Consider the following 21,160-nt stretch of genomic DNA (forward strand, 5'->3'; position numbering starts at 1 on the left):
ACTATACCCAGACAGACAAAGGGCGTCAACACTTACCTCGCAATAAACTGCAAGTATTTGCTTAAGGTGTTGATTTGCAACGGCTACGAAAAGCAAAAAAGTTGGCCGCAGGCGGCCAACTTGGTACACGGCTTTATATAACACGGTGCATCAGGGCAGCGGAATAAACTCGTTTTCACCGTTTACCATGGCAAAACGGCCATTAGCCCAATCATCACGTGCCTGCTGCAGCCTGTTTCGGTCGCTGGCCACGAAGTTCCAGTCCAGGTAACGCGGGCCGTCCAGCGGCGCGCCACCAAACAGTACGCCACTAGCACCTGCCGAGGTGCTGATCTGGCTGGCCTGTTCGCCCAGCACAATCAGCTCGCCAGCCTGGATGGTTTCATTCCCTATCTGCACGCTGCCATCAAACAGGTACAGGCCGCGCTCTACCACATGTGCCGGCAGGGTGAGGCTGGCGCCGGCGGCCAGCTGCCAGGATAAATACAGCGTGGGGGCAAAAGTGCGCACAGGCGACTGATGGTTGGCCGCATTGCCTATCAGCAGCTGCAAACTGGCGCCACCTTCTTGCCAAGTGGGCAGTGTGCTGGCCGCGTAGTGATGGAATGCCGGCTCGCAGGCTTCATCGGCTTGCGGCAGTGCCAGCCACATCTGCAGGCCTTCTATCGCTTGACCGGCCTGGCGTATGTCTGCGGGTACACGCTCGGAGTGCACGATACCGCGCCCGGCTACCATCAGATTGATGTCACCCGGGGTGATGCGCTGCTCGGTACCCAGGCTGTCGCGATGCATCATCTCGCCCTGACGCAGGTAGGTCACCGTGGCCAGACCAATATGCGGATGCGGGCGTACATCGCCAGCCGTGCCTTCGGCGGCAAACCGCGCCGACCCCATGTGATCCAGAAACACGAAGGGGCCGATGCTGCGGGTACCCATCACGGGCAACAAGCGGCGTACGATGAAGCCGATGTCTTTGCTGACGGGCTGGATACGGCGAACGATGTCGGACATGGTGTGCTCCTCAGGCCAGGCGGCCTTGCTGGTAGTCGGCAAAGGCCTGCTCCAGCTCGGCGCGGGTGTTCATCACGAAGGGGCCATACTGGGCGATGCTTTCATTCAGCGGCTGGCCGGATAGCACCAGCACGCGCGCGCCCTCGGCGGTAGCCAGCGATACGCCCTCCCCCTGTGCCGACAGAATGGCCATATGGCCGGTACTTACCGTGCGGCCAACGACATCCAGCTTGCCTTGGTAGACATAGATAAAAGCGTTGTGGCCCGGCTCGATGGCGACATCCAGCTGCTGCCCGGGCGGCAGGCCGACATCCAGATACAGCGGCTGGGTATCGGGCTGCTGGATGCTACCGGCTTGCTGGCCGTAGTGGCCGGCGATGACCTTGACGGTAATATCGTTCTCGAGCTGCAGCAGCGGAATGTTGGCCGCGGGAATGTCCTGGTAGGCGGCAGGAATCATCTTGCGGGCCCCAGGCAGGTTGATCCACAGCTGAAAGCCGTGCATCAGGCCTTCTTCCTGCTCCGGCATTTCGGAATGGATCACCCCGCGCCCGGCTGTCATCCATTGCACGCCACCTGGCCCGAGCAGACCTTCATTACCGCCGCTATCACGGTGACGCATGCGGCCAGCCAGCATATAGGTAACGGTTTCGAAGCCGCGATGCGGGTGCGGCGGGAAGCCGGCAATGTAGTCGCCCGGGTTATCAGAGCGGAACTCGTCCAGCATCAGGAACGGGTCCAGCCGGCGCTGGAGGTCTTGCGTGAGCACACGCTTGAGCTTGACACCCGCACCATCGGACGTATCGCTACCCTGCACCAAACGCTCTACCTGACGGGATTGGAATACCTTGCTCATCACTCACTCCTTGCTTGATTGCTGATAGCGACAATATACAAACATGGCCATGCTGATAAAAGATTAAAAAACTGCCGAGACCTTTCAAATATTCCGAGCAAGCGCGCCACCTGCGGCCAACATGAAAAAACACCGCACATGGCGGTGTTTGCTGCACAGGCTGGCGCGGCAGACTCAGTCTGCGTTTTGCCCCAGGATTTCCTGCGCCCAGACCATGGCGTCCAGGTGGATGCGGTTTACATCTTCGGCATCCAGTTTCAGCATGCGCGCCAGCGTGGTCATGCGCTCGTGGTTGTCTTGCTCGGCCGAGATTGCCAGTGCCAGGTACGGGGCAAACAGGCCGTGCTGGTTGAGCAGTGCATCAATCACGGTAGGTGGCAGCTCCAGCGGCGATAAGGCTTCGTTGAGCTCGACCTGCATCAGCGAATCCAGCAGCGAGAACATGCCGGTGAGGAACAGGTGCTCGCACTCCAGCTTGTGGTTACCGCCCTTTTGCCCCAGTGCTTCCATGAAGCGGGCGCGGAACAGCGAGCGCTCCAGCAGTGCCAGCGAGCGGCCATCCTCGCTCTTGCGCGAGGTAAACAGCAGCATGGTCAGCCACTTGAACAACGACTCGCGCCCCAGCAGCATCAGCGACTCTTCGATGGTCATGACCTTGCGCGACAAGCCATTCATCGGCGAGTTGATAAAGCGCAGCAGCTTGAACAGCAGCACCGAGTCCAGCTTGAACTGGGCGTCGATCTCGCGGCTTTCGGCACCGGCGCGCAACAGGCGCATGATTTCCAGCACCCGCATCTGGCTGGCATCGGCCTTGGCGTTGGGCACCGGGTGGAAGTTGGTGAGGAAGCTGCCCTGGTACAACGCAAAACGCTTGGCCGCACCCGGCGTTTTCACGCACACGTCAAACTCTTCCGCCGAGCCGATATTGCGTGCGTACCAGCGCGCCGCCGGGTATTTGCCAGGCAGCTGGTCCATGAAGGGCGCCAGCACTTCGTCGGCGGGGGCGGCAAAGTCCATGATCAGCATATCCATGCGCGACAGCATGTCGTCCTGCAACGGTGGTGGCAGCACGCCATGGCCAAACAGCGCAGGCTCGATGGCAAAACGGCGGCCGGCCGCACGATGTGCGTCAATCTTGCTGATGGTGTCAGCCGTTACCGGCTCATCCATGGCCGGGTTCAGCACAAAAATCACGCGCTCGGCGGGAAAGCCTTCCAGCGCCGGATCGCCCAGCGAAATGGTGGAAATATGCACCAGCGCACGACGGAAGGCCAGCAGGCGGAACACGTCCATATTGATGAGCGTACTGATCATCAGCCTGTCGTACTGCGACCACTGGCTGGCACTGGATTCGCGGCGCTTCACCGCATCACGCACCATGAACTCGTAAGCCACCACGCGCAGCTGCATATCGTGCAGCGGCTGGTGCGTGACAAAGCCCAGGGTATGCGGCAGCACCGGCGCCGGGCCAGCCGCAGCCGGGCTGGCCGGTGCCGCCTTGCTTGCCCCTGGCACCGCGCCGGGCTCGTTGGCCGCCTGCGGTGTGTCTTCTTTGCGGGACAGCTTGTCAAACAGGTTCTTGAACATGGTCAGGCGTCCATCATGGTGCGATAGGTTAATGTCAATTTAGCCGATGCTGCCGGGGATGCGCGGGGTGTTTACCCGCACGTCGCCGCATTGCGCACGGTGACGCAGCGCATGGTCGATCAGCACCAGTGCCAGCATAGCCTCGGCAATAGGGGTAGCGCGAATGCCCACGCACGGGTCGTGGCGGCCATGGGTTTCTACCGTAATGGCTTCGCCGGCCTTGTTGATGCTGCGCCGCGGCTGGGCAATGGACGAGGTCGGCTTGATGGCCATGGAAACGTCGATCTGCTGGCCGGTGGAGATACCGCCCAGAATGCCACCGGCGTGGTTGCTGGCGAAGCCTTCGGGGGTGAGCTCGTCGCCGTGCTCGCTGCCGCGCTGGGTCACGCAGCCAAAACCGGCGCCGATTTCTACGCCTTTCACGGCGTTGATATTCATCATGGCGTAGGCGATATCGGCATCGAGGCGGTCGTAGACCGGCTCGCCCCAGCCTACCGGCACGTTATCGGCCACCACGCGCAGGCGCGCGCCCACCGAGTCCAGGCTCTTGCGGATGCTGTCCATATACGCTTCCAGCTGCGGCACCACGCTGTCGTCGGCGGCAAAGAACGGGTTGGTATCGACCAGATCCCAGTTTTTGAACGGGATGACGACGTCGCCGATCTGCGTCATGTGGCCGCGGATGACAATGCCGAACTGCTCTTTCAGCCACTTCTTGGCAATGGCGCCAGCGGCCACGCGCACGGCGGTTTCGCGGGCGGAGGAGCGGCCACCACCACGCGGGTCGCGGATGCCGTACTTATGCCAGTAGGTGTAGTCGGCGTGACCTGGGCGGAAGGTGTCGGCGATATTGCCGTAGTCCTTGCTGCGCTGGTCGGTATTGCGGATCAGCAAGGCGATGGGTGTGCCGGTGGTTTTGCCCTCGTACACGCCGGACAGGATCTCGACGGCGTCCGGCTCGCGGCGCTGGGTAACGTGGCGGCTGGTACCCGGTTTGCGGCGGTCCAGCTCCAGCTGGATATCCGCTTCGGTCAGGGCCAGCCCCGGCGGGCAGCCATCCACAATGCAGCCGATTCCCGGGCCGTGGCTCTCGCCAAAAGAGGTAACAGTAAACAGCAAACCCATGCTATTGCCAGACATCGCTTTATCCCTGAATTCTTGTGTGATCTCACGCGATTCTAGCATGGCTGGCAGGCGTTCGAGCGCCCACCCTGCCGCAGGCGGGCAGAAGGTTGGCCGCAGCATACCGATAAAACAAAACCCGGCCGCAGCCGGGTTCGATAAGCCATGCACGAGGTATCGTGCCCGAGCTTACTGCCAGTCCAGAATCACCTTGCCACTCTGGCCGGACAGCATGGCGGCAAAGCCGGCCTCGAAGTCGTCCACCTTGAAATGGTGGGTCACAATCGGGGTGATATCCAGCCCGGACTGGATCAGCGCCACCATCTTGTACCAGGTTTCGAACATCTCGCGGCCGTAGATGCCCTTGATCTCCAGGCCCTTGAAGATGACCTGGTTCCAGTCGATGGCAGTGTTAGCCGGCGGGATACCCAGCAAGGCAACTTTGCCGCCGTGGTTCATCACGTCCAGCATCTGGCGGAAGGCGTGGGGGTTGCCGGACATTTCCAGGCCCACATCGAAGCCTTCGGTCATGTGCAGCTCCTGCATCACGGCTTTCAGGTCTTCGCGGCCAACGTTCACGGCGCGGGTAGCGCCCATCTGGCGCGCCAGGTCCAGGCGGTAGTCGTTCACATCGGTAATCACCACATGGCGGGCGCCCACATGCTTGGCGATAGCCACCGCCATGATGCCAATCGGGCCCGCGCCGGTAATCAGTACGTCCTCGCCCACCAGGTTGAAGCTCAGTGCGGTGTGCACGGCGTTGCCGAACGGGTCGAAGATGGAGGCCAGGTCGTCGGAAATGTCATCCGGAATCGGGAAGGCGTTGAACGCCGGAATCACCAGGTATTCGGCAAACGCGCCTTCGCGGTTCACGCCCACACCGGTGGTATTGCGGCACAGGTGGCGGCGGCCGGCGCGGCAGTTACGGCAGTAGCCGCAGGTAATGTGGCCTTCGCCGGACACGCGCTGGCCAAGGGTAAAGCCCTGCACTTCCGAGCCCATGCCGGCCACCACGCCCACGTACTCGTGGCCTACGTGCATCGGCACCGGGATGGTCTTTTGCGCCCAGTCGTCCCAGTTCCAGATATGGATATCGGTGCCACAGATGGCGGTTTTGGTGATCTTGATCAGCAGGTCGTTATGGCCCACTTCCGGCATGGGTACATCGGTCATGCTCAGGCCGGGTGCGGCCTGCAGTTTGGCTAGTGCTTTCATGCAATTACTCCTGTGTTTTGCCACGGAAGCATACGGAACAACACGGACAAGCTGGCCCGCCAGCCGCAGCGCACTGGCATAGCAGCAAGGCAGAGGCCGGTGTGTTTTCGTGTCTTTCGTGGCAAAGAATCATTTGGTCAAATCACGCCCAGTTTGCGGCCAACCTTGATGAAGGCGGCCACGGTGTGCTGCACCTGCTCCAGCGTGTGGCCGGCGGACATCTGCGTGCGGATGCGCGCCTTGCCTTTGGGCACTACCGGGTAGGAAAAACCGGTGACAAACACGCCTTCGTCCAGCAGGGCCGCGGCCATATCGCCCGCCAGTTTGGCATCGCCCAGCATCACCGGAATGATGGGGTGCTGGCCCGGCACCAGGGTAAAGCCGGCTTCGCTCATGGCGGTGCGGAAGTAATCGGCATTACGTTTGAGGTTGGCGCGCAGCGTGCCGCCTTCTTCTGTTTGCAGAATCTGCAGCACTTTCAGGCTGGCGGCGGTAATGGCCGGCGCCAGGGTATTGGAGAACAGATAAGGGCGCGAGCGCTGGCGCAGCAGGTCTACGATGGGCTGGCGGGCCGACACATAACCGCCCGATGCCCCGCCCAGCGCCTTGCCCAGCGTGCCGGTGTAGATATCCACACGGTCGGCCACGCCGCACAGCTCGGGCGTACCGGCACCGCTGTCACCGATAAAACCTACCGCGTGCGAGTCGTCCACCATCACGATGGCACCGTAGCGCTCGGCCACGTCGCACAGGGTTTTCAGGTCGGCGATGATGCCGTCCATGGAGAACACGCCGTCGGTCACCACCAGCTTGAAGCGCGCGCCCGCGGCGTCGGCAGCTTGCAGCTGGGCTTCCAGGTCGGCCATATCGTTATTCTTGTAACGGAAGCGCTTGGCCTTGCACAGACGCACGCCATCAATGATGGAGGCGTGGTTCAGCTCGTCCGAGATCACCGCGTCTTCTTCGGTGAGCAGGGTTTCGAATACGCCGCCATTAGCGTCGAAGCAGCTGGAGTACAGAATGGTGTCGTCGGTGCCCAGAAAGCCGGAAATCGCTGCTTCCAGGTCTTTGTGCACCTGCTGGGTACCGCAGATGAAACGTACCGAGGCACAGCCGTAACCGTAGTCGTCCAGGCCCTGCTTGGCCGCAGCAATCAGGCGGGCGTCGTCGGCCAGGCCCAGGTAGTTGTTGGCGCAGAAGTTCAGCACATCACGGCCACCGCTCAGGGTGATGCCGGCGCGTTGCGGGGTGGCAATCACGCGCTCCGGTTTTTCAAAACCGTCAGCACGGATGTGCGCCAGCGTGGCTTGCAAATGGGCGAGGTAGGTATGGTTCATGGGCTATCCCTGTGGTGTGGCAGGTGCCGAACTGCGGCACGGCGGCAATGTTTCTGTCACCATTCTAGACCCCTGCCCGCCACATTATCAGGGACAGTTTCGCGCGATTTTGCGGGGGTGAGTGTTACCGTGCCGTGCGACAATAGCCAGCCCCTGACTACCCTGCCCGTTCCACCGTGAGCCAGCCCGCCACCACCCCGCAGTGCCGCCACTGCCAGCACTACTACATTACCCACGATGCGCGCTTTCCCTACGGCTGCCGTGCCATGCAGATCAAGAGCAAACGCGCGCCACTACTGGATGTACAGGAAGCGACCGGCCGCCAGTGCGTGATGTTTGTAGCCAAGCCGGCACGCCAGCCATAAAAAATGCGGCCAGGGTTGGCCGCATTGCAGGCAGATCAGGGTGTAGGCTTAGCCGCGGCGAATGACACGTGCCGCGTCCAGCGCATAATAGGTCAGGATGCCGTCGGCACCAGCGCGTTTGAACGCCAGCAGGCTTTCCATCATGCACTTTTCTTCATTCAGCCAGCCGTTTTGCACCGCCGCCTTCAGCATGGCGTACTCGCCGGACACCTGATAGGCGTAGGTGGGTACCTTGAAGGTGTCCTTGATGCGGCGGATCACGTCCAGGTAAGGCATGCCCGGCTTGATCATCACCATGTCGGCGCCTTCTTCCAGATCCATTGCCACTTCGTACAGCGCTTCGTCCAGGTTGGCCGGGTCCATCTGATAGGTGTACTTGTCGGCACTGCCCAGGTTGGCCGCCGAGCCTACCGCGTCGCGGAACGGGCCATAGAAGGCCGACGCATACTTGGCGCTGTAAGCCAGAATCTTGGTGTGGATAAAGCCTTCGTCTTCCAGTGCGCTGCGGATGGCACCGATACGGCCGTCCATCATGTCGGATGGCCCCAGCACGTCGGCACCGGCGGCAGCGTGGCATAGCGCCTGTTGTACCAGGATTTCGGTGGTTTCGTCGTTCAGCACGTAGCCGCTATCGTCCAGCAAGCCATCCTGGCCGTGTACGGTGTACGGGTCCAGCGCCAGGTCGGTCATGATGCCCAGCTGCGGAAAGCGGGCTTTCAGCGCACGCACCACGGTAGGGACCAGGCCATCCGGGTTGTAGGCCTCTTCGCCGGAGTTGTCCTTGCCGGTTTCGATCACCGGAAAAATGGACAGCATCGGAATACCCAGCGCGACGGCTTCGGCGGCCGTGTCCAGCAGTTTGTCCAGGCTCTGGCGCTTGACGCCGGGCATGGAGGCCACTTCTTCCTCACGGCCTTCGCCTTCCAGCACGAATACCGGGTAGATCAGGTCGTTGGTAGTCAGCACATTTTCACGCATCAGGCGGCGGGAGAAATCATCACGGCGCATGCGGCGCAGGCGGGTAGCAGGAAAGTAACGGTTGGCAAACATGAAGTTCTTTCGGCAAGAGGTATCAGGACGGGCATGAAGATAGCAAAGCTCAGACCGCACAGACAGCACTAGTTCAATACGATTTGCGGCAGCACAAGTTGGCCGCATTGCGGCCAACCCTGCGCCTAGCGCTGTTCGGGGGGCGTGTCGTCTGCGCAGGGGGCGGTGTCGCCAGGGCGGCGATAGGCGCTGCCATCCTTACTGGACGGGGCGTAAGTACCGGGGATGACGCCAGGCGGCAGCTTGCCGTCGCCACTTTTTTTCGACATGCGCGCCAGCGTGGCGATAACGGTGCCCACCGGTGCCACGATGATCAGTACCCAGAACCAGGTTTCGTGCAGCAGATTCATGGTGTTCCCGCAATGAAAAACGCCGGGGTAGCCCCGGCGTGTCAAGTTTGATTGGTAAGTCGAAGGATATCAGACCTTGTCGTATACCGGTTGGCCGCCATGCTTGCGCTCGGCATCCAGGTTGTCTTCCGACTGGTGGCTGGTCCAGTAGTCGGCGTTCTTGATACCCAGTTTTTCCGGGTGGAACACCGGGTCCAGGCCCTGCGCTTTTTGTGCTTCGTAATCGCGCAGCGCAATAAAGGCCGGCTTCTGCAGCAGCAGGATGGCGGCGATGTTCATCCACGCCATCATGCCCACACCGATATCGCCCAGGCCCCAGGCCAGGTCGGCCGTTTTCACGGTGCCGTATACCACGGTAGCCATGATGCCGATCTTCAGCACCAGGGTCATCCAAGGGCGGTTTACCTTGCGGCTCAGGTAGGCGATATTGGTTTCGGCGATGTAGTAGTAAGCAATGATGGTGGTGAAGGCAAAGAAGAACAATGCCACAGCCACAAAGATGGAACCAAAGCCCGGCATGATGTTTTCCATGGCGGTCTGGGTGTAGCCCGGGCCGGCGACCACACCAGCAATACCGGTATACAGCGCCTTGCCATCCGGGCCCTGTACGTTGTACTGGCCGGTAATCAGCAGCATGAAGGCGGTAGCCGAGCACACGAACAGGGTATCGATGTAGACCGAGAACGCCTGCACCAGGCCTTGCTTGGCCGGGTGCGATACCGCAGCGGCAGACGATGCGTGCGGGCCGGTACCCTGGCCGGCTTCGTTGGAGTACACGCCGCGTTTCACGCCCCACTGGATCGCCATACCCAGGATGGCGCCAAAACCGGCGTCCAGGCCAAAGGCACTCTTGATGATCAGGCTCAGTACGTGCGGCAGCTGGTCGATGTGCAGCGCCACGATCACGCAAGCCACAATAATGTAGCCCAGCGCCATGAACGGCACCACGATCTCGGCAAAGGAAGCAATACGCTTCACACCGCCAAAGATAATGAAGCCCAGCATCACGGCCAGCAGTGCAGCGGTCACGTTAGGGTCGATGCCCAGCGCGTTTTGCAGGCCAGCACCGATGGAGTTGGACTGGGTACCCGGCAGCAGCACGCCGCAGGCAAAGATGGTTGCAATCGCAAACACGATGGCAAACGGCTTCATGCCCAGGCCTTTTTCAATGTAGAAAGCCGGGCCGCCACGGTACTCGCCGTTGATTTTTTCTTTGTAGATCTGGCCGAGGGTGGATTCGACAAAGGCCGAGCTGGCGCCCAGGAAGGCGACCATCCACATCCAGAACACAGCGCCGGGGCCGCCAAAGGTGATGGCAGTGGCCACGCCGGCGATGTTACCCGTACCCACACGGCCAGCCAGGGTCATGGCCAGGGCCTGGAACGACGACACGCCGCTACTATCGCTTTTGCCGTCAAACATCAGGCGGATCATTTCGCCAAAATGGCGTACTTGCGCGAAACGGCTACGGATAGAGAAGTACAGGCCAACGCCGAGGCAAAGAAAAATCAGGCCTTTGCTCCAGATCCAGCCATTCAGAAAATCGACTAACGCCTGCATGTTTGCTCCTTTGATGTCAGGTATTTGCTTTCCCACAAAGCCGGCAGCCTGGTCGGGGCTACCGCATCGCGCAGGTCGTGATCGCCCGCTTTGCGAAGCCGCAACCATACTGAAACAAAACCTATAGAGCTAGACGCGTGGATACATTAACCATTATTTGTCAGACAATCGCCGCCATGCGCACGATGATTGCCGGAAAATAAAAAAACGCACCGCGGGAAAACCCTCGCAGTGCGTCTTGTCTACAACAATATTTCGATAAGCTTAACCGAAGAAATCCTTCAGTTTGTCCACAAAGGACTTGGCGCGCGGGGTGTGGGTAGCCACATCGCCCTGGCTGATGGCCTCGAACTCGCGCAGCAGCTCGCGCTGGCGCTCGGTCAGGTTTACCGGCGTTTCTACCACCACGTGGCACATCAGGTCGCCCACATCGGCGCCACGCACCGATTTCACACCCTTGCCACGCACGCGGTAAACACGGCCGCTTTGCGTTTCGGCGGCAATCTTCACTTTCACCATGCCGTCCAGTGTCGGGATTTCCACCTCGCCACCCAAGGCCGCCACGGTAAAGCTGATCGGCATTTCGCAATGCAGGTCTTTGCCGTCGCGTTCGAACACGCTGTGCTTCTTGACGTGTACCACCACGAACAGGTCGCCGGACGGGCCGCCGTTCTGGCCTGGCTCACCCTCGCCAGACAGGCGGATACGGTCGCCCTCATCCACACCGGCCGGAATCTTCACGTTCAGCGTCTTGTGCGTTTTCACCTGGCCGGCGCCGTGGCACTTGTGGCACGGGTCGGTAATCTGCTTGCCGCTGCCGTGGCAGGTAGGGCAAGTTTGCTGGATGGAGAAGAAGCCCTGGCTCATGCGTACCTGACCATGACCACCACAGGTGGTGCAGGTCTTGGGTTGGGTGCCTGGTTTGGCGCCGCTGCCGTGGCATACGTCGCAGCTTTCATGCGACGGGATGCGGATCTGCTTTTCGCAACCGCGCGCGGCTTCTTCCAGCGTGATCTCCATGTTGTAACGCAGGTCGGAGCCGCGGTACACATTGCTGCGCCCGCCACGGCCACCACCGCCGCCACCAAAGATATCGCTGAAAATATCGCCGAAATCAAAGCCGCCAAAGCCTTGGCCACCGCCGCCCATACCGGCTTGCGGGTCCACGCCGGCGTGGCCGTACTGGTCGTAGGCGGCGCGCTTTTGCGGGTCGGACAGGATCTCGTAGGCTTCCTTGCCTTCCTTGAACTTGTCTTCTGCTTCCTTGCTGTCCGGGTTACGGTCCGGGTGGTACTTCATCGCCAGCTTGCGATAGGCCTTCTTGATGTCGTCGTCCGACGCATCGCGATTGACGCCCAGTACCTCGTAGAAATCCTTTTTCGCCATGCTGTCTCACCTCGCGCCAACCATCAGGGTTGGCCGCATATCATGGAAAAGGCACAGCGCCCCCGAAAGGGCCTGTGCCTTGCCGTTATCGCAGAAGCTTACTTCTTCACTTCTTCGAATTCGGCGTCAACCACGTTGCCGTCGTCTTTCTTGCCGTCAGCCTGTGGCTCGGCAGTAGCGCCTTCGGCACCTTTGTCGGCGTACATGTGCTCGGCCAGTTTGTGCGAGGCAGTCATCAGCGCCTGAACCTTGGCGTCGATGGCTTCCTTGTCGTCGCCACCGATCACTTCTTCGGCTTCTTTCAGCGCGGCTTCGATCGCGGCTTTTTCGTCAGCAGAGATCTTGTCGCCGTACTCGGTCAGCGATTTTTTCACGCTGTGGATCAGGCCTTCACCCTGGTTGCGGGCTTGTACCAGTTCGGACAGTTTCTTGTCTTCTTCGGCGTTCAGCTCGGCGTCACGCACCATTTGCTGGATTTCGTCTTCGGACAGGCCGGACGAAGCCTGGATGGTGATGTTGGCTTGCTTGCCGGTTGCCTTGTCTTTGGCAGACACGTGCAGGATGCCGTTGGCGTCGATGTTGAATTCCACTTCGATCTGCGGTACGCCACGCGGTGCCGGCGGGATATCACCCAGGTTGAACTGGCCCAGCGACTTGTTGGCCGCAGCTTTTTCACGCTCGCCTTGCAGCACGTGGATGGTTACCGCGGTCTGGTTGTCGGCTGCGGTGGAGAACACTTGCGACGCTTTGGTCGGGATGGTGGTGTTCTTCTGGATCAGCTTGGTCAGGATGCCGCCCATGGTTTCGATACCCAGCGACAGCGGGGTCACGTCCAGCAGCAGTACGTCTTTGCGGTCGCCCGACAGTACGGAACCCTGGATGGCGGCGCCTACGGCGACGGCTTCGTCCGGGTTCACGTCACGGCGTGGCTCTTTGCCGAAGAAGGCTTTTACGGCTTCCTGTACTTTCGGCATACGGGTCTGACCACCCACCAGAATCACGTCGGTGATGTCAGCCAGCGATACGCCCGCGTCTTTCAGCGCTACCTTGCACGGCTCGATGGAGCGCTGTACCAGGTCGTCTACCAGGCTTTCGAACTTGGCGCGGGTGATTTTCATCGCCAGGTGTTTCGGGCCGGTAGCGTCCATGGTGATGTACGGCAGGTTCACTTCGGTCTGGGTGGCGGACGACAATTCGATCTTGGCTTTTTCAGCGGCTTCTTTCAGGCGCTGCAGGGCCATTACGTCGTTCTTCAGGTCAACGCCCTGCTCTTTCTTGAACTCGGTAACGATGTAGTCGATCACGCGCTGGTCGAAGTCTTCGCCGCCCAGGAAGGTGTCACCGTTGGTGGCCAGCACTTCGAACTGGTGCTCGCCGTCTACGTCGGCGATTTCAATGATGGAGATATCGAAGGTACCACCGCCCAGATCGTATACGGCGATTTTGCGGTCACCTTCTTGCTTGGCCAGGCCAAAAGCCAGGGCGGCAGCAGTCGGTTCGTTGATGATGCGCTTGACGTCCAGGCCGGCAATACGGCCTGCATCTTTGGTGGCCTGACGCTGGCTGTCGTTGAAGTAAGCCGGTACGGTAATCACGGCTTCGGTCACTTCTTCGCCCAGGTAGTCTTCGGCGGCTTTTTTCATCTTGCGCAGTACTTCTGCGGAGATCTGCGGCGGGGCCAGTTCCTGGTCGCGTACTTTCACCCAGGCATCGCCGTTTTTGGCGCGCATGATCTCGAAAGGCATCATGTCGATGTCTTTTTGTACTTCTTTGTCTTCAAAACGATGGCCAATCAGGCGCTTCACCGCGTACAGGGTGTTTTTAGGGTTGGTCACGGCCTGACGCTTGGCCGGTGCACCTACCAGGATCTCGCCGTCTTCCATGTACGCAATGATGGAAGGGGTGGTACGTGCGCCTTCGGCGTTCTCGATTACTTTCGGGTTGCCGCCTTCGATTACGGCCACGCAGGAGTTGGTTGTACCCAGGTCAATACCGATAATTTTGCCCATGACTGGCTATTCCTTTCGTCAAACTTTGTCTCTTAAACCGCCGCAGTGTTGGCCGCAGCGGCCTGTTGTTCTGTCAGATATTGGCTATCGCCACAATTTCAAGAGGGACTCAAACCACGCTGGCCTTCAGGCTTTGGGCTTGGCCACCACTACCATGGCCGGGCGCAGTACGCGGTCGGCAATCAGGTAGCCTTTTTGCATCACGCGCACCACGGTATTGGCCTCGGCTTCCGATTCTTCGGTGCTGATGGCCTGGTGTTTGTGCGGGTCCAGCTTTTCACCCAGCGGGCTGATCTCGGTGATCTGGCCTTTCTCGAAAGCGGCGCTCAGCTGCTTCAGGGTCAGGTCTACGCCGAACTTGAGTGTTTCAAACTGGCCGGACTGATCCAAAAGTGCCATTTCCAGGCTGTCTTTTACCGCCAGCAGTTCGGAGGCGAACTTCTGCGCGGCAAACTTCTGGGCGTTCACGACATCATCGGCAGCACGGCGGCGAACGTTTTCGGTTTCGGCCCGGGCACGCAGATACTGTTCTTTCAGTTCTGCAACTTCGGCTTCCAGTGCAGCGACGCGGGTTTCTGCGGTATCCGCCGCGTTTTCATTCGGGGTCTGGCCCTGATCAAGCACTTCTTCTGCTTGGATATTCTGATTTTCCTGCATGACGCTTCCATTTGGCTGAAGTCAAAAAGACCTTTTGCAGATAGGGGCATCGTATGGAATTTCAAGCCCCCGGAAACAGGCTTTTGCATGTGCGCTTGTTTGCCATTCTTTTCGCAAGCGCACCAAAACAAGCGTTCGAATCGGTTCGTTTGCGTGCACGATTGTTACCAATTGAAAACAAAGGATTTTTTTTTGCTGCACTGCACACTTTCCGTTTTTTTTATGCTTAAATGTTTTCACAACAGCGCTACTGCACGGCCCGCCAGCCCCTTACCCGGGGCGGTTTCCGGCAGCCACAGCCACCCCTAAATCCGGTGGCGGCAAGACGCAGAAAGGCCGGAACACCGGCCCGCATCAAAGAGAAACTGGGAGTGCCGGCTTACCGGCAAAACGAAACTATCAAAGTGAAGGGTTTACCATGACTACTCGCGAACAACGCATCGCCGCCATTCAACACGACTGGGATACCAATCCGCGCTGGAAAGGCATCAAACGCGGTTACACCGCTGCTGATGTAGAGCGTCTGCGCGGCTCGCTGCAAGTCGAGCACACCATTGCCCGTGCCGGCGCCGAGAAGCTGTGGAATCTGGTGAACAACGAGCCGTACATCAACTGTCTGGGCGCACTGACCGGCGGCCAGGCCATGCAACAAGTCAAAGCCGGCATCAAGGCGATCTACCTGTCCGGCTGGCAAGTTGCCGCCGACAACAACGAATACGCTGCCATGTATCCGGACCAGTCGCTGTACCCGGTTGACTCGGTACCGAAAGTGGTTGAGCGCATCAACAACGCTTTCACCCGCGCTGACGAAATCCAGCATTCCAAAGGCCTGGAACAAGGCGATGCCGGTTATGTAGACTACTACGCCCCGATCGTAGCCGATGCCGAAGCCGGTTTCGGTGGCGTACTGAACGCCTACGAACTGATGAAAGCCATGATCCGTGCTGGCGCTTCCGGCGTACACTTTGAAGACCAGCTGGCTTCCGTGAAAAAATGCGGCCACATGGGCGGCAAAGTACTGGTACCGACCCAGGAAGCCGTACAGAAACTGATCGCCGCCCGTATGGCTGCCGACGTCTACGGCGTACCTACCCTGGTGATCGCCCGTACCGACGCGGAAGCTGCCGACCTGCTGACCAGCGACTACGACGAAAACGACAAGCCGTTCCTGACCGGCGAACGCACTGCCGAAGGCTTCTACAAGACCAAGAAAGGTCTGGAGCAAGCTATCAGCCGCGCTGTAGCCTACGCCGAGTACGCTGACCTGGTATGGTGCGAAACCGGCACCCCGGATCTGGAATTCGCCCGCCGCTTCGCCGAAGCCGTGCACGCCAAACACCCGGGCAAGATGCTGGCCTACAACTGCTCGCCTTCCTTCAACTGGAAGAAAAACCTGGACGATGCCACCATCGCCAAGTTCCAGCGCGAGCTGGGTGCCATGGGCTACAAGTACCAGTTCATCACCCTGGCTGGTATCCACAACATGTGGTACAACATGTTCGACCTGGCACAAGACTACGTGGCACGCGGCATGTCCGCCTACGTGGAGAAGGTGCAGGAGCCGGAATTCGCTGCACGCGACCGCGGCTACACCTTCGTATCGCACCAGCAGGAAGTGGGCACCGGTTACTTCGACGACATCACCACCGTGATCCAGGGTGGCAAGTCCTCGGTTACCGCGCTGACCGGCTCTACCGAAGAAGAGCAGTTCCACTAAGCTTTACGACATAAAACGGCGACTCGACCCCGCCGTCTGCGTCAAAAACCCCCGTCCTGCGACGGGGGTTTTCTTTTCAGCCCTGCGGCCAACTATCGCCATCGGCCACAGCAAACCGGCGCCGGCGCAAGCCAGACAAAACCCCCGTTCGCAGACGGGGGTTTTGTCTAAGCAGCTTACAGCGCGTGCCGATACATCAAGCCTTGTGCAGCAGCGAACGCTGGCGCGAGTAGCCGAAGTACACCACCAGGCCAATCAGCAGCCATACCGCAAAGCACACCCAGGTCAGCCAGGACAGCTGGCCCATCAGGAAGACACAAAACACGATAGCCAGTGCCGGCACGTAAGGCACGCCGGGGCAATGGAATTTGCGCGGCAGGTTCGGCTCGCGCTTGCGCAGCACAATGATGGCCGCAGCAATCAGCGAGAACGCCGCCAGCGTGCCGATATTCACCAGCTCGGCCAGCGTACCCAGTGGTACGAAGCCGGCGATCAGCGCGATGATGCTACCAATCAGCCAGGTCGCCTTGTAAGGGGTGCCGTACTTCGGGTGTACATCGCTGAAGATTTTCGGCAGCAAGCCGTCGCGCGACATGGCAAACAGGATACGGGTCTGGCCGTAGGTCATCACCAGAATCACCGTCAGCATACCCAGGATAGCGCCCAGGTCGACAAAGCCGGCGAACCAGTCCAGCTTGGCCACTTGCAACGCCAGCGATACCGGGTGGTCAATACCCTTGAACTGCATGTAAGGCACGATACCGGTCATGATGGCCGATACCACTACGTACAGCAGCGAGCAGATACCCAGCGACCACAGCACGCCACGTGGAATGTCCTTGTCCGGGTTCTTCACCTCTTCGGCGGCACACGTTACCGCATCAAAACCCAGAAAACTGAAAAACACGATCGCCGCGCCATGGAATACGCCATCCATGCCGTAGGGCAGCGCCGGGCTCCAGTTGGCCGGTTTCACATGCCACACGGCCACCGCGATGAACACCAGCACCACCGCCACCTTGATCAGCACGACCACGTTGTTCACCCGTTTGGATTCTTTGATACCAAACGCCAGCAACGCAGTCACCAGCATGGCAATCACAAAAGCCGGCAGATTGAAGATGGTATCCACGCCTGGGCGTGCGCCTGCCGCCGCAGTCAACGCGTCAGGCAGATGCACACCAAAGCCCGCCAGCAGGCTCTGGAAGTAACCGGACCAGCCCACCGATACCGCCGAAGACGCCAGCAGATACTCCAGCATCAAGTCCCAGCCAATAATCCATGCCACCAGCTCGCCCAACGTGGCGTACGCATAGGTATAGGTAGAGCCGGACACCGGCAGCATGGCGGCAAACTCCGCGTAGCACAGCGCGGCAAAGCCACAGGCGATAGCACCAATAATGAAAGACAGCACCAGCCCGGGGCCGGCTACTGTCGCGCCCGTACCGGTCAGCACGAAAATACCGGTACCGATAATGGCACCAATACCCAGCATGGTCAGGTCGAAAGCGGACAGCTCCTTGCGCAGCACCCCCGCGCCCTGCGATGCGGCCATCATCTGATGGACGTCTTTCTTGCGTAACAAACTCATTCTCTTGTCCCTGCCCGGCTCAATGAAAACGCGCCCTCGTGGGGCGCGTAAACCGCCGGCTTTGTCAGTGTTGTTGTAGTGAACATCGCCCCTGCCTGCGTTCAGGCCAGCGCGCAAGGGCGCGACTATGCCGCAGGGTTCTGAGCTTTTTCAAGCAGCCCGGGGAGTACGTCACATTGGATACAGACTCCAATACACAGCAAGACACAAAATCCATGCCAAGCCTTGCGCGAGACAGGCAGGATTTCACCCGGATAACGGGTGGATACAGCACAACCCTGTCTCTTGGGACAGGCTCGGCTATTTTGTTTCAATAAGTAGGCCCGAGTGCTGGCAAGCCCCGCCACAAATCAGGACAATGCAATATAAATGGCAGAAAAGACTTGGCAGCCCTACGCCAACCCATGCCATTTATCACTATTAAAGTAAAAAATGTTATGGGTTTTTACGCCTGTTTCCTGACATAACTTGGCGGTACACTGGCAAAAAATGTAGAGCCCGCATACCAAGCGGCCATAACAATATCAATACGGAGAGAGTGCATGGCGTTGCAACTGCCGCAAGGCGTAGAGATACTGGCCCCGGTCAAACCGGCTCATGAAGCGCTGTTCGGTACCGCCGCGCTGGACTTTATTGCCAGCCTGCACCGGCAGTTCGATGCCCGACGGCGTAGCCTGTTGCTACAGCGCCAGCAGCGCCAGGCCCAGCTGGACGCAGGCCACCTGCCCGACTTTCTGCCCGAGACACGCGCCATCCGCGAGGGCGACTGGCAAATCGCGCCGCTGCCCGCCGAGCTGCAGGACCGCCGCGTAGAAATCACCGGCCCGGTAGAGCGCCGCGCCATGATCAATGCCATGAATGCCGGCGCCAGCTGCTTTATGGCCGATTTCGAAGACGCGACCAGCCCTGGCTGGGACAATATCGTGAGCGGCCACCAGAACGTGAGCGATGCCTGGCGCGGCACCCTGAGCTACCACAGCCCGGAAGGCAAGCATTACCAGCTGAACCAGGCATCCGCCACCCTCATGCTGCGGCCACGCGGCTGGCACCTGGCCGAAAAACACCTGCGCGTGGATGGCCAGGCCGTCAGCGCCGCCCTGTTCGACTTTGGCCTGAGCTTTTTCCACCACGCCAGCGCCCTGCACGCCGCCGGCAAAGGCATTTACTACTACTTGCCCAAGCTGGAAAACCACCACGAAGCGGCGCTGTGGAATGACGTGTTTGTGGCGGCACAGGCTGCCCTGGGCCTGCCTACCGGCACCATCCGCGCTACCGTGATGATCGAACACATCCTGGCGGCATTCGAGATGCACGAAATCCTGTACGCCCTGCGCGAGCACAGCGCCGGCCTGAATGCCGGGCGCTGGGATTATCTGTTCAGCTGCATACGTACCTTCAGCCACAGCCGCGATTTCTGCCTGGCCGACCGCGAGCGCATCACCATGACCGTACCGTTCATGCGCTCCTACGCGCTGCAACTGGTCAAAACCTGCCACCAGCGCGGCGCACCGGCCATAGGCGGCATGTCGTCACTGGCCCCCAACAAGCACGATCCGGCGGCCAACGACCAGGCCATGGCGGCGATCTACCAGGAAAAACAGCGCGAAGCGCGCGACGGCTACGACGGCAGCTGGGTCGCGCACCCGGCACTGGTACCGCTGGCGCTGGACGCCTTTCGCAGCGTGCTGGGCGATGCGGCCAACCAGTTGGGGCGGCAACGCGACGACGTACACATCAGCGCAGCAGACCTGCTGAACTTCCAGCCGGAAACCCCCATTACCGAGCAAGGCATCCGCAGCAATATCAGCGCTGGCATCCAGTATCTGGGGGCCTGGATGAGCGGGCGCGGCTGCGTGCTGATTCACCAGCAGCTGGAAGAGGCCTCCACCGCCGAGATCGCCCGCGCGCAGCTATGGCAATGGGTGCACAGCCCTAAAGGCTACCTGGACGATGGCCGCAAGATCAGCCTGGCCTTGGTACGCAGCCTGGCGGCAGACGAAATCAACCGGCTGCACGCCGAGTACGGCAGCCGCTGGAGCCGCCATTTTGACGATGCCACCCTCCTGTTCGACCTGCTGGTGAGTAGCGAAGAGTTTATCGATTTCTTCACCCTGCCCGGAGCCGAGTATCTGGACTAAGTGCAACATGAAATAAGGTCACTACATAATTCGCCAGCATTCACCCCCAGCGGCCAACCTTGTTGGCCGCATTCATTTTTCGCACGCACCACATTGGCACATTCCACTTTTTGAATACAATATTTGGAATATTATTGCTTTGCACAATCTGAAAGACCGGTCGCTTTGCCATATCATTGCGCAAATATCGCATTAAACGACACCCTGTCACGCCCCGGAGCCCGCAAGATGAGCACAATTGCCCGCCGTACCCTCCTGGCTGCAGCACTGGCTGCCAGCCTGCCCCTGTTTGCCCACGCCGCCGAGCAAAAGTCGGTAGCCGTTACCGCCATCGTGGACCACCCGGCACTGGACGCCGCGCGCAAGGGCATCGAGGACGAACTGAAAGCCGCCGGCTTCGAGCCGGGCAAGCAAATCAAGTACCAATACCAGAGCGCACAGGGCAACCCGGCTACCGCCGCGCAGATTGCCAAAAAATTCGTCGGTGACACCCCGGACGTGATCGTGGCCATCGCCACCCCTAGCGCCCAGGCTGCCGTGGCCGCTACCCGCAGCATTCCGGTGGTGTTTACCGCCGTGACCGACCCGGTTGCCGCCAAACTGGTACCCAGCTGGCAGCCATCCAAAACCAACGTCACCGGCGTGTCCGACAAGCTGGCGCTGGCACCGCAGCTGGACCTGATCGCCAAGATCAAGCCGGGCGCCAAGCGCGTGGGCATGGTGTACAGCCCGGGTGAAGTGAACTCGGTAGTGGTGGCCAAAGAGCTGAAAACCGAGCTGGCCAAGCGCGGCATGAGCCTGGTAGAAGCCCCGGCGCCGCGCACCGTAGACGTGGCACCGGCGGCCAAGAACCTGATCGGCAAAGTGGACGTGCTGTACACCAGCACCGACAACAACGTGGTGTCCACCTACGAGTCGCTGGCCGCCGTGGCCCAGCAAGGCAAGCTGCCGCTGGTAGCGTCCGATACCGACTCGGTTAAACGCGGCGCCATCGCCGCCCTGGGCCAGAACTACTACGACATCGGCCGCCAGACCGGCAAGCTGGTGGTGCGCATCCTGAAAGGCGAAAAAGCCGGCGCCATCGCCCCGCAGGTGGGCGAGAAACTGTCGCTGACGCTGAACCCGGCTGCCGCCCAGAAGCAGGGTGTCACCCTGAGCCCGGCGTTGCTGAAAGAAGCCAGCGATACCGTGAAGTAAAGCCGTCAGGTT

The 21,160-nt window shown here is 60.1% G+C and carries 18 protein-coding genes; 5 read left to right on the top strand and 13 right to left on the bottom strand.

Annotated elements, in window-relative coordinates; all coding sequences use genetic code 11:
- Positions 1–150 precede the first annotated feature (150 nt).
- The 6 genes from PQU95_RS14470 to PQU95_RS14495 form a co-directional block, all read right to left on the bottom strand.
- Positions 151–1,011, bottom strand: a complete 861-nt coding sequence (locus PQU95_RS14470; RefSeq protein WP_272752655.1) for a pirin family protein — start codon at positions 1,009–1,011, stop codon at positions 151–153.
- 10 nt (positions 1,012–1,021) lie between these two features.
- On the bottom strand, positions 1,022–1,867 hold the full coding sequence (locus PQU95_RS14475) for a pirin family protein (protein ID WP_272752656.1): 846 nt from the start codon (positions 1,865–1,867) through the stop codon (positions 1,022–1,024).
- Positions 1,868–2,041: 174 nt separating this feature from the next.
- A complete protein-coding gene (locus PQU95_RS14480; RefSeq protein ID WP_272752657.1) occupies positions 2,042–3,454 on the bottom strand; it encodes an EAL and HDOD domain-containing protein in 1,413 nt (470 codons plus the stop codon).
- A gap of 39 nt (positions 3,455–3,493) precedes the next feature.
- Complete coding sequence (gene aroC / locus PQU95_RS14485) at positions 3,494–4,594, bottom strand: chorismate synthase (protein WP_272752658.1); 1,101 nt, start codon at positions 4,592–4,594, stop codon at positions 3,494–3,496.
- A 171-nt stretch (positions 4,595–4,765) separates the two neighbouring features.
- A complete protein-coding gene (gene tdh / locus PQU95_RS14490) occupies positions 4,766–5,791 on the bottom strand; it encodes an L-threonine 3-dehydrogenase (RefSeq protein WP_272752659.1) in 1,026 nt (341 codons plus the stop codon).
- A 137-nt stretch (positions 5,792–5,928) separates the two neighbouring features.
- The gene (locus PQU95_RS14495) at positions 5,929–7,128 is read right to left on the bottom strand and encodes a glycine C-acetyltransferase (protein ID WP_272752660.1); all 1,200 of its coding nucleotides are present in this window, start codon (positions 7,126–7,128) and stop codon (positions 5,929–5,931) included.
- Positions 7,129–7,304: 176 nt separating this feature from the next.
- On the opposite strand from PQU95_RS14495, the gene PQU95_RS14500 reads away from it, so the two are divergent.
- Positions 7,305–7,493: a hypothetical protein gene (locus PQU95_RS14500; RefSeq protein WP_272752661.1), complete on the top strand. Its 189-nt coding sequence runs from the start codon at positions 7,305–7,307 to the stop codon at positions 7,491–7,493.
- A gap of 48 nt (positions 7,494–7,541) precedes the next feature.
- Here the strand turns inward: PQU95_RS14500 and hemB are convergent, their stop codons facing one another.
- From hemB to grpE, 6 genes are all read right to left on the bottom strand, one after another.
- Positions 7,542–8,543 carry a porphobilinogen synthase gene (hemB, locus tag PQU95_RS14505; protein WP_147682830.1) on the bottom strand — a complete coding sequence of 334 codons (1,002 nt, stop codon included), beginning with the start codon at positions 8,541–8,543 and terminating at the stop codon, positions 7,542–7,544.
- A gap of 125 nt (positions 8,544–8,668) precedes the next feature.
- Complete coding sequence (locus PQU95_RS14510) at positions 8,669–8,893, bottom strand: hypothetical protein (protein WP_272752662.1); 225 nt, start codon at positions 8,891–8,893, stop codon at positions 8,669–8,671.
- A gap of 69 nt (positions 8,894–8,962) precedes the next feature.
- Positions 8,963–10,453, bottom strand: coding sequence for an alanine/glycine:cation symporter family protein (locus PQU95_RS14515; protein ID WP_272752663.1), 1,491 nt, complete (start codon positions 10,451–10,453; stop codon positions 8,963–8,965).
- Between the two features lie 264 nt (positions 10,454–10,717).
- On the bottom strand, positions 10,718–11,839 hold the full coding sequence (gene dnaJ / locus PQU95_RS14520; RefSeq protein WP_017508095.1) for a molecular chaperone DnaJ: 1,122 nt from the start codon (positions 11,837–11,839) through the stop codon (positions 10,718–10,720).
- A 98-nt stretch (positions 11,840–11,937) separates the two neighbouring features.
- Complete coding sequence (dnaK, locus tag PQU95_RS14525; protein WP_147682822.1) at positions 11,938–13,848, bottom strand: molecular chaperone DnaK; 1,911 nt, start codon at positions 13,846–13,848, stop codon at positions 11,938–11,940.
- A 126-nt stretch (positions 13,849–13,974) separates the two neighbouring features.
- The gene (gene grpE, locus PQU95_RS14530) at positions 13,975–14,505 is read right to left on the bottom strand and encodes a nucleotide exchange factor GrpE (protein WP_272752664.1); all 531 of its coding nucleotides are present in this window, start codon (positions 14,503–14,505) and stop codon (positions 13,975–13,977) included.
- A 53-nt stretch (positions 14,506–14,558) separates the two neighbouring features.
- Here grpE and PQU95_RS14535 point away from each other — a divergent pair, with 53 nt between their 5' ends.
- On the top strand, positions 14,559–14,735 hold the full coding sequence (locus PQU95_RS14535; RefSeq protein WP_272752665.1) for a hypothetical protein: 177 nt from the start codon (positions 14,559–14,561) through the stop codon (positions 14,733–14,735).
- 188 nt (positions 14,736–14,923) lie between these two features.
- The gene (aceA, locus tag PQU95_RS14540) at positions 14,924–16,222 is read left to right on the top strand and encodes an isocitrate lyase (RefSeq protein WP_272752666.1); all 1,299 of its coding nucleotides are present in this window, start codon (positions 14,924–14,926) and stop codon (positions 16,220–16,222) included.
- Positions 16,223–16,418: 196 nt separating this feature from the next.
- On the opposite strand, the gene bcaP is transcribed toward aceA, so the two are convergent.
- Entirely contained in the window at positions 16,419–17,813 is a 1,395-nt protein-coding gene (gene bcaP, locus PQU95_RS14545; protein WP_272752667.1) for a branched-chain amino acid transporter BcaP, read from the bottom strand.
- A gap of 542 nt (positions 17,814–18,355) precedes the next feature.
- Between bcaP and aceB the strand changes: the two genes are divergently transcribed.
- Together aceB and PQU95_RS14555 are read left to right on the top strand one after the other, a co-directional pair.
- Entirely contained in the window at positions 18,356–19,951 is a 1,596-nt protein-coding gene (gene aceB / locus PQU95_RS14550; protein WP_272752668.1) for a malate synthase A, read from the top strand.
- 228 nt (positions 19,952–20,179) lie between these two features.
- The gene (locus PQU95_RS14555) at positions 20,180–21,148 is read left to right on the top strand and encodes an ABC transporter substrate-binding protein (RefSeq protein WP_272752669.1); all 969 of its coding nucleotides are present in this window, start codon (positions 20,180–20,182) and stop codon (positions 21,146–21,148) included.
- The last annotated feature ends 12 nt before the right edge of the window (positions 21,149–21,160 follow it).

It is taken from the genome of Vogesella aquatica (assembly GCF_028548455.1).
Lineage (GTDB): Bacteria > Pseudomonadota > Gammaproteobacteria > Burkholderiales > Chromobacteriaceae > Vogesella > Vogesella aquatica.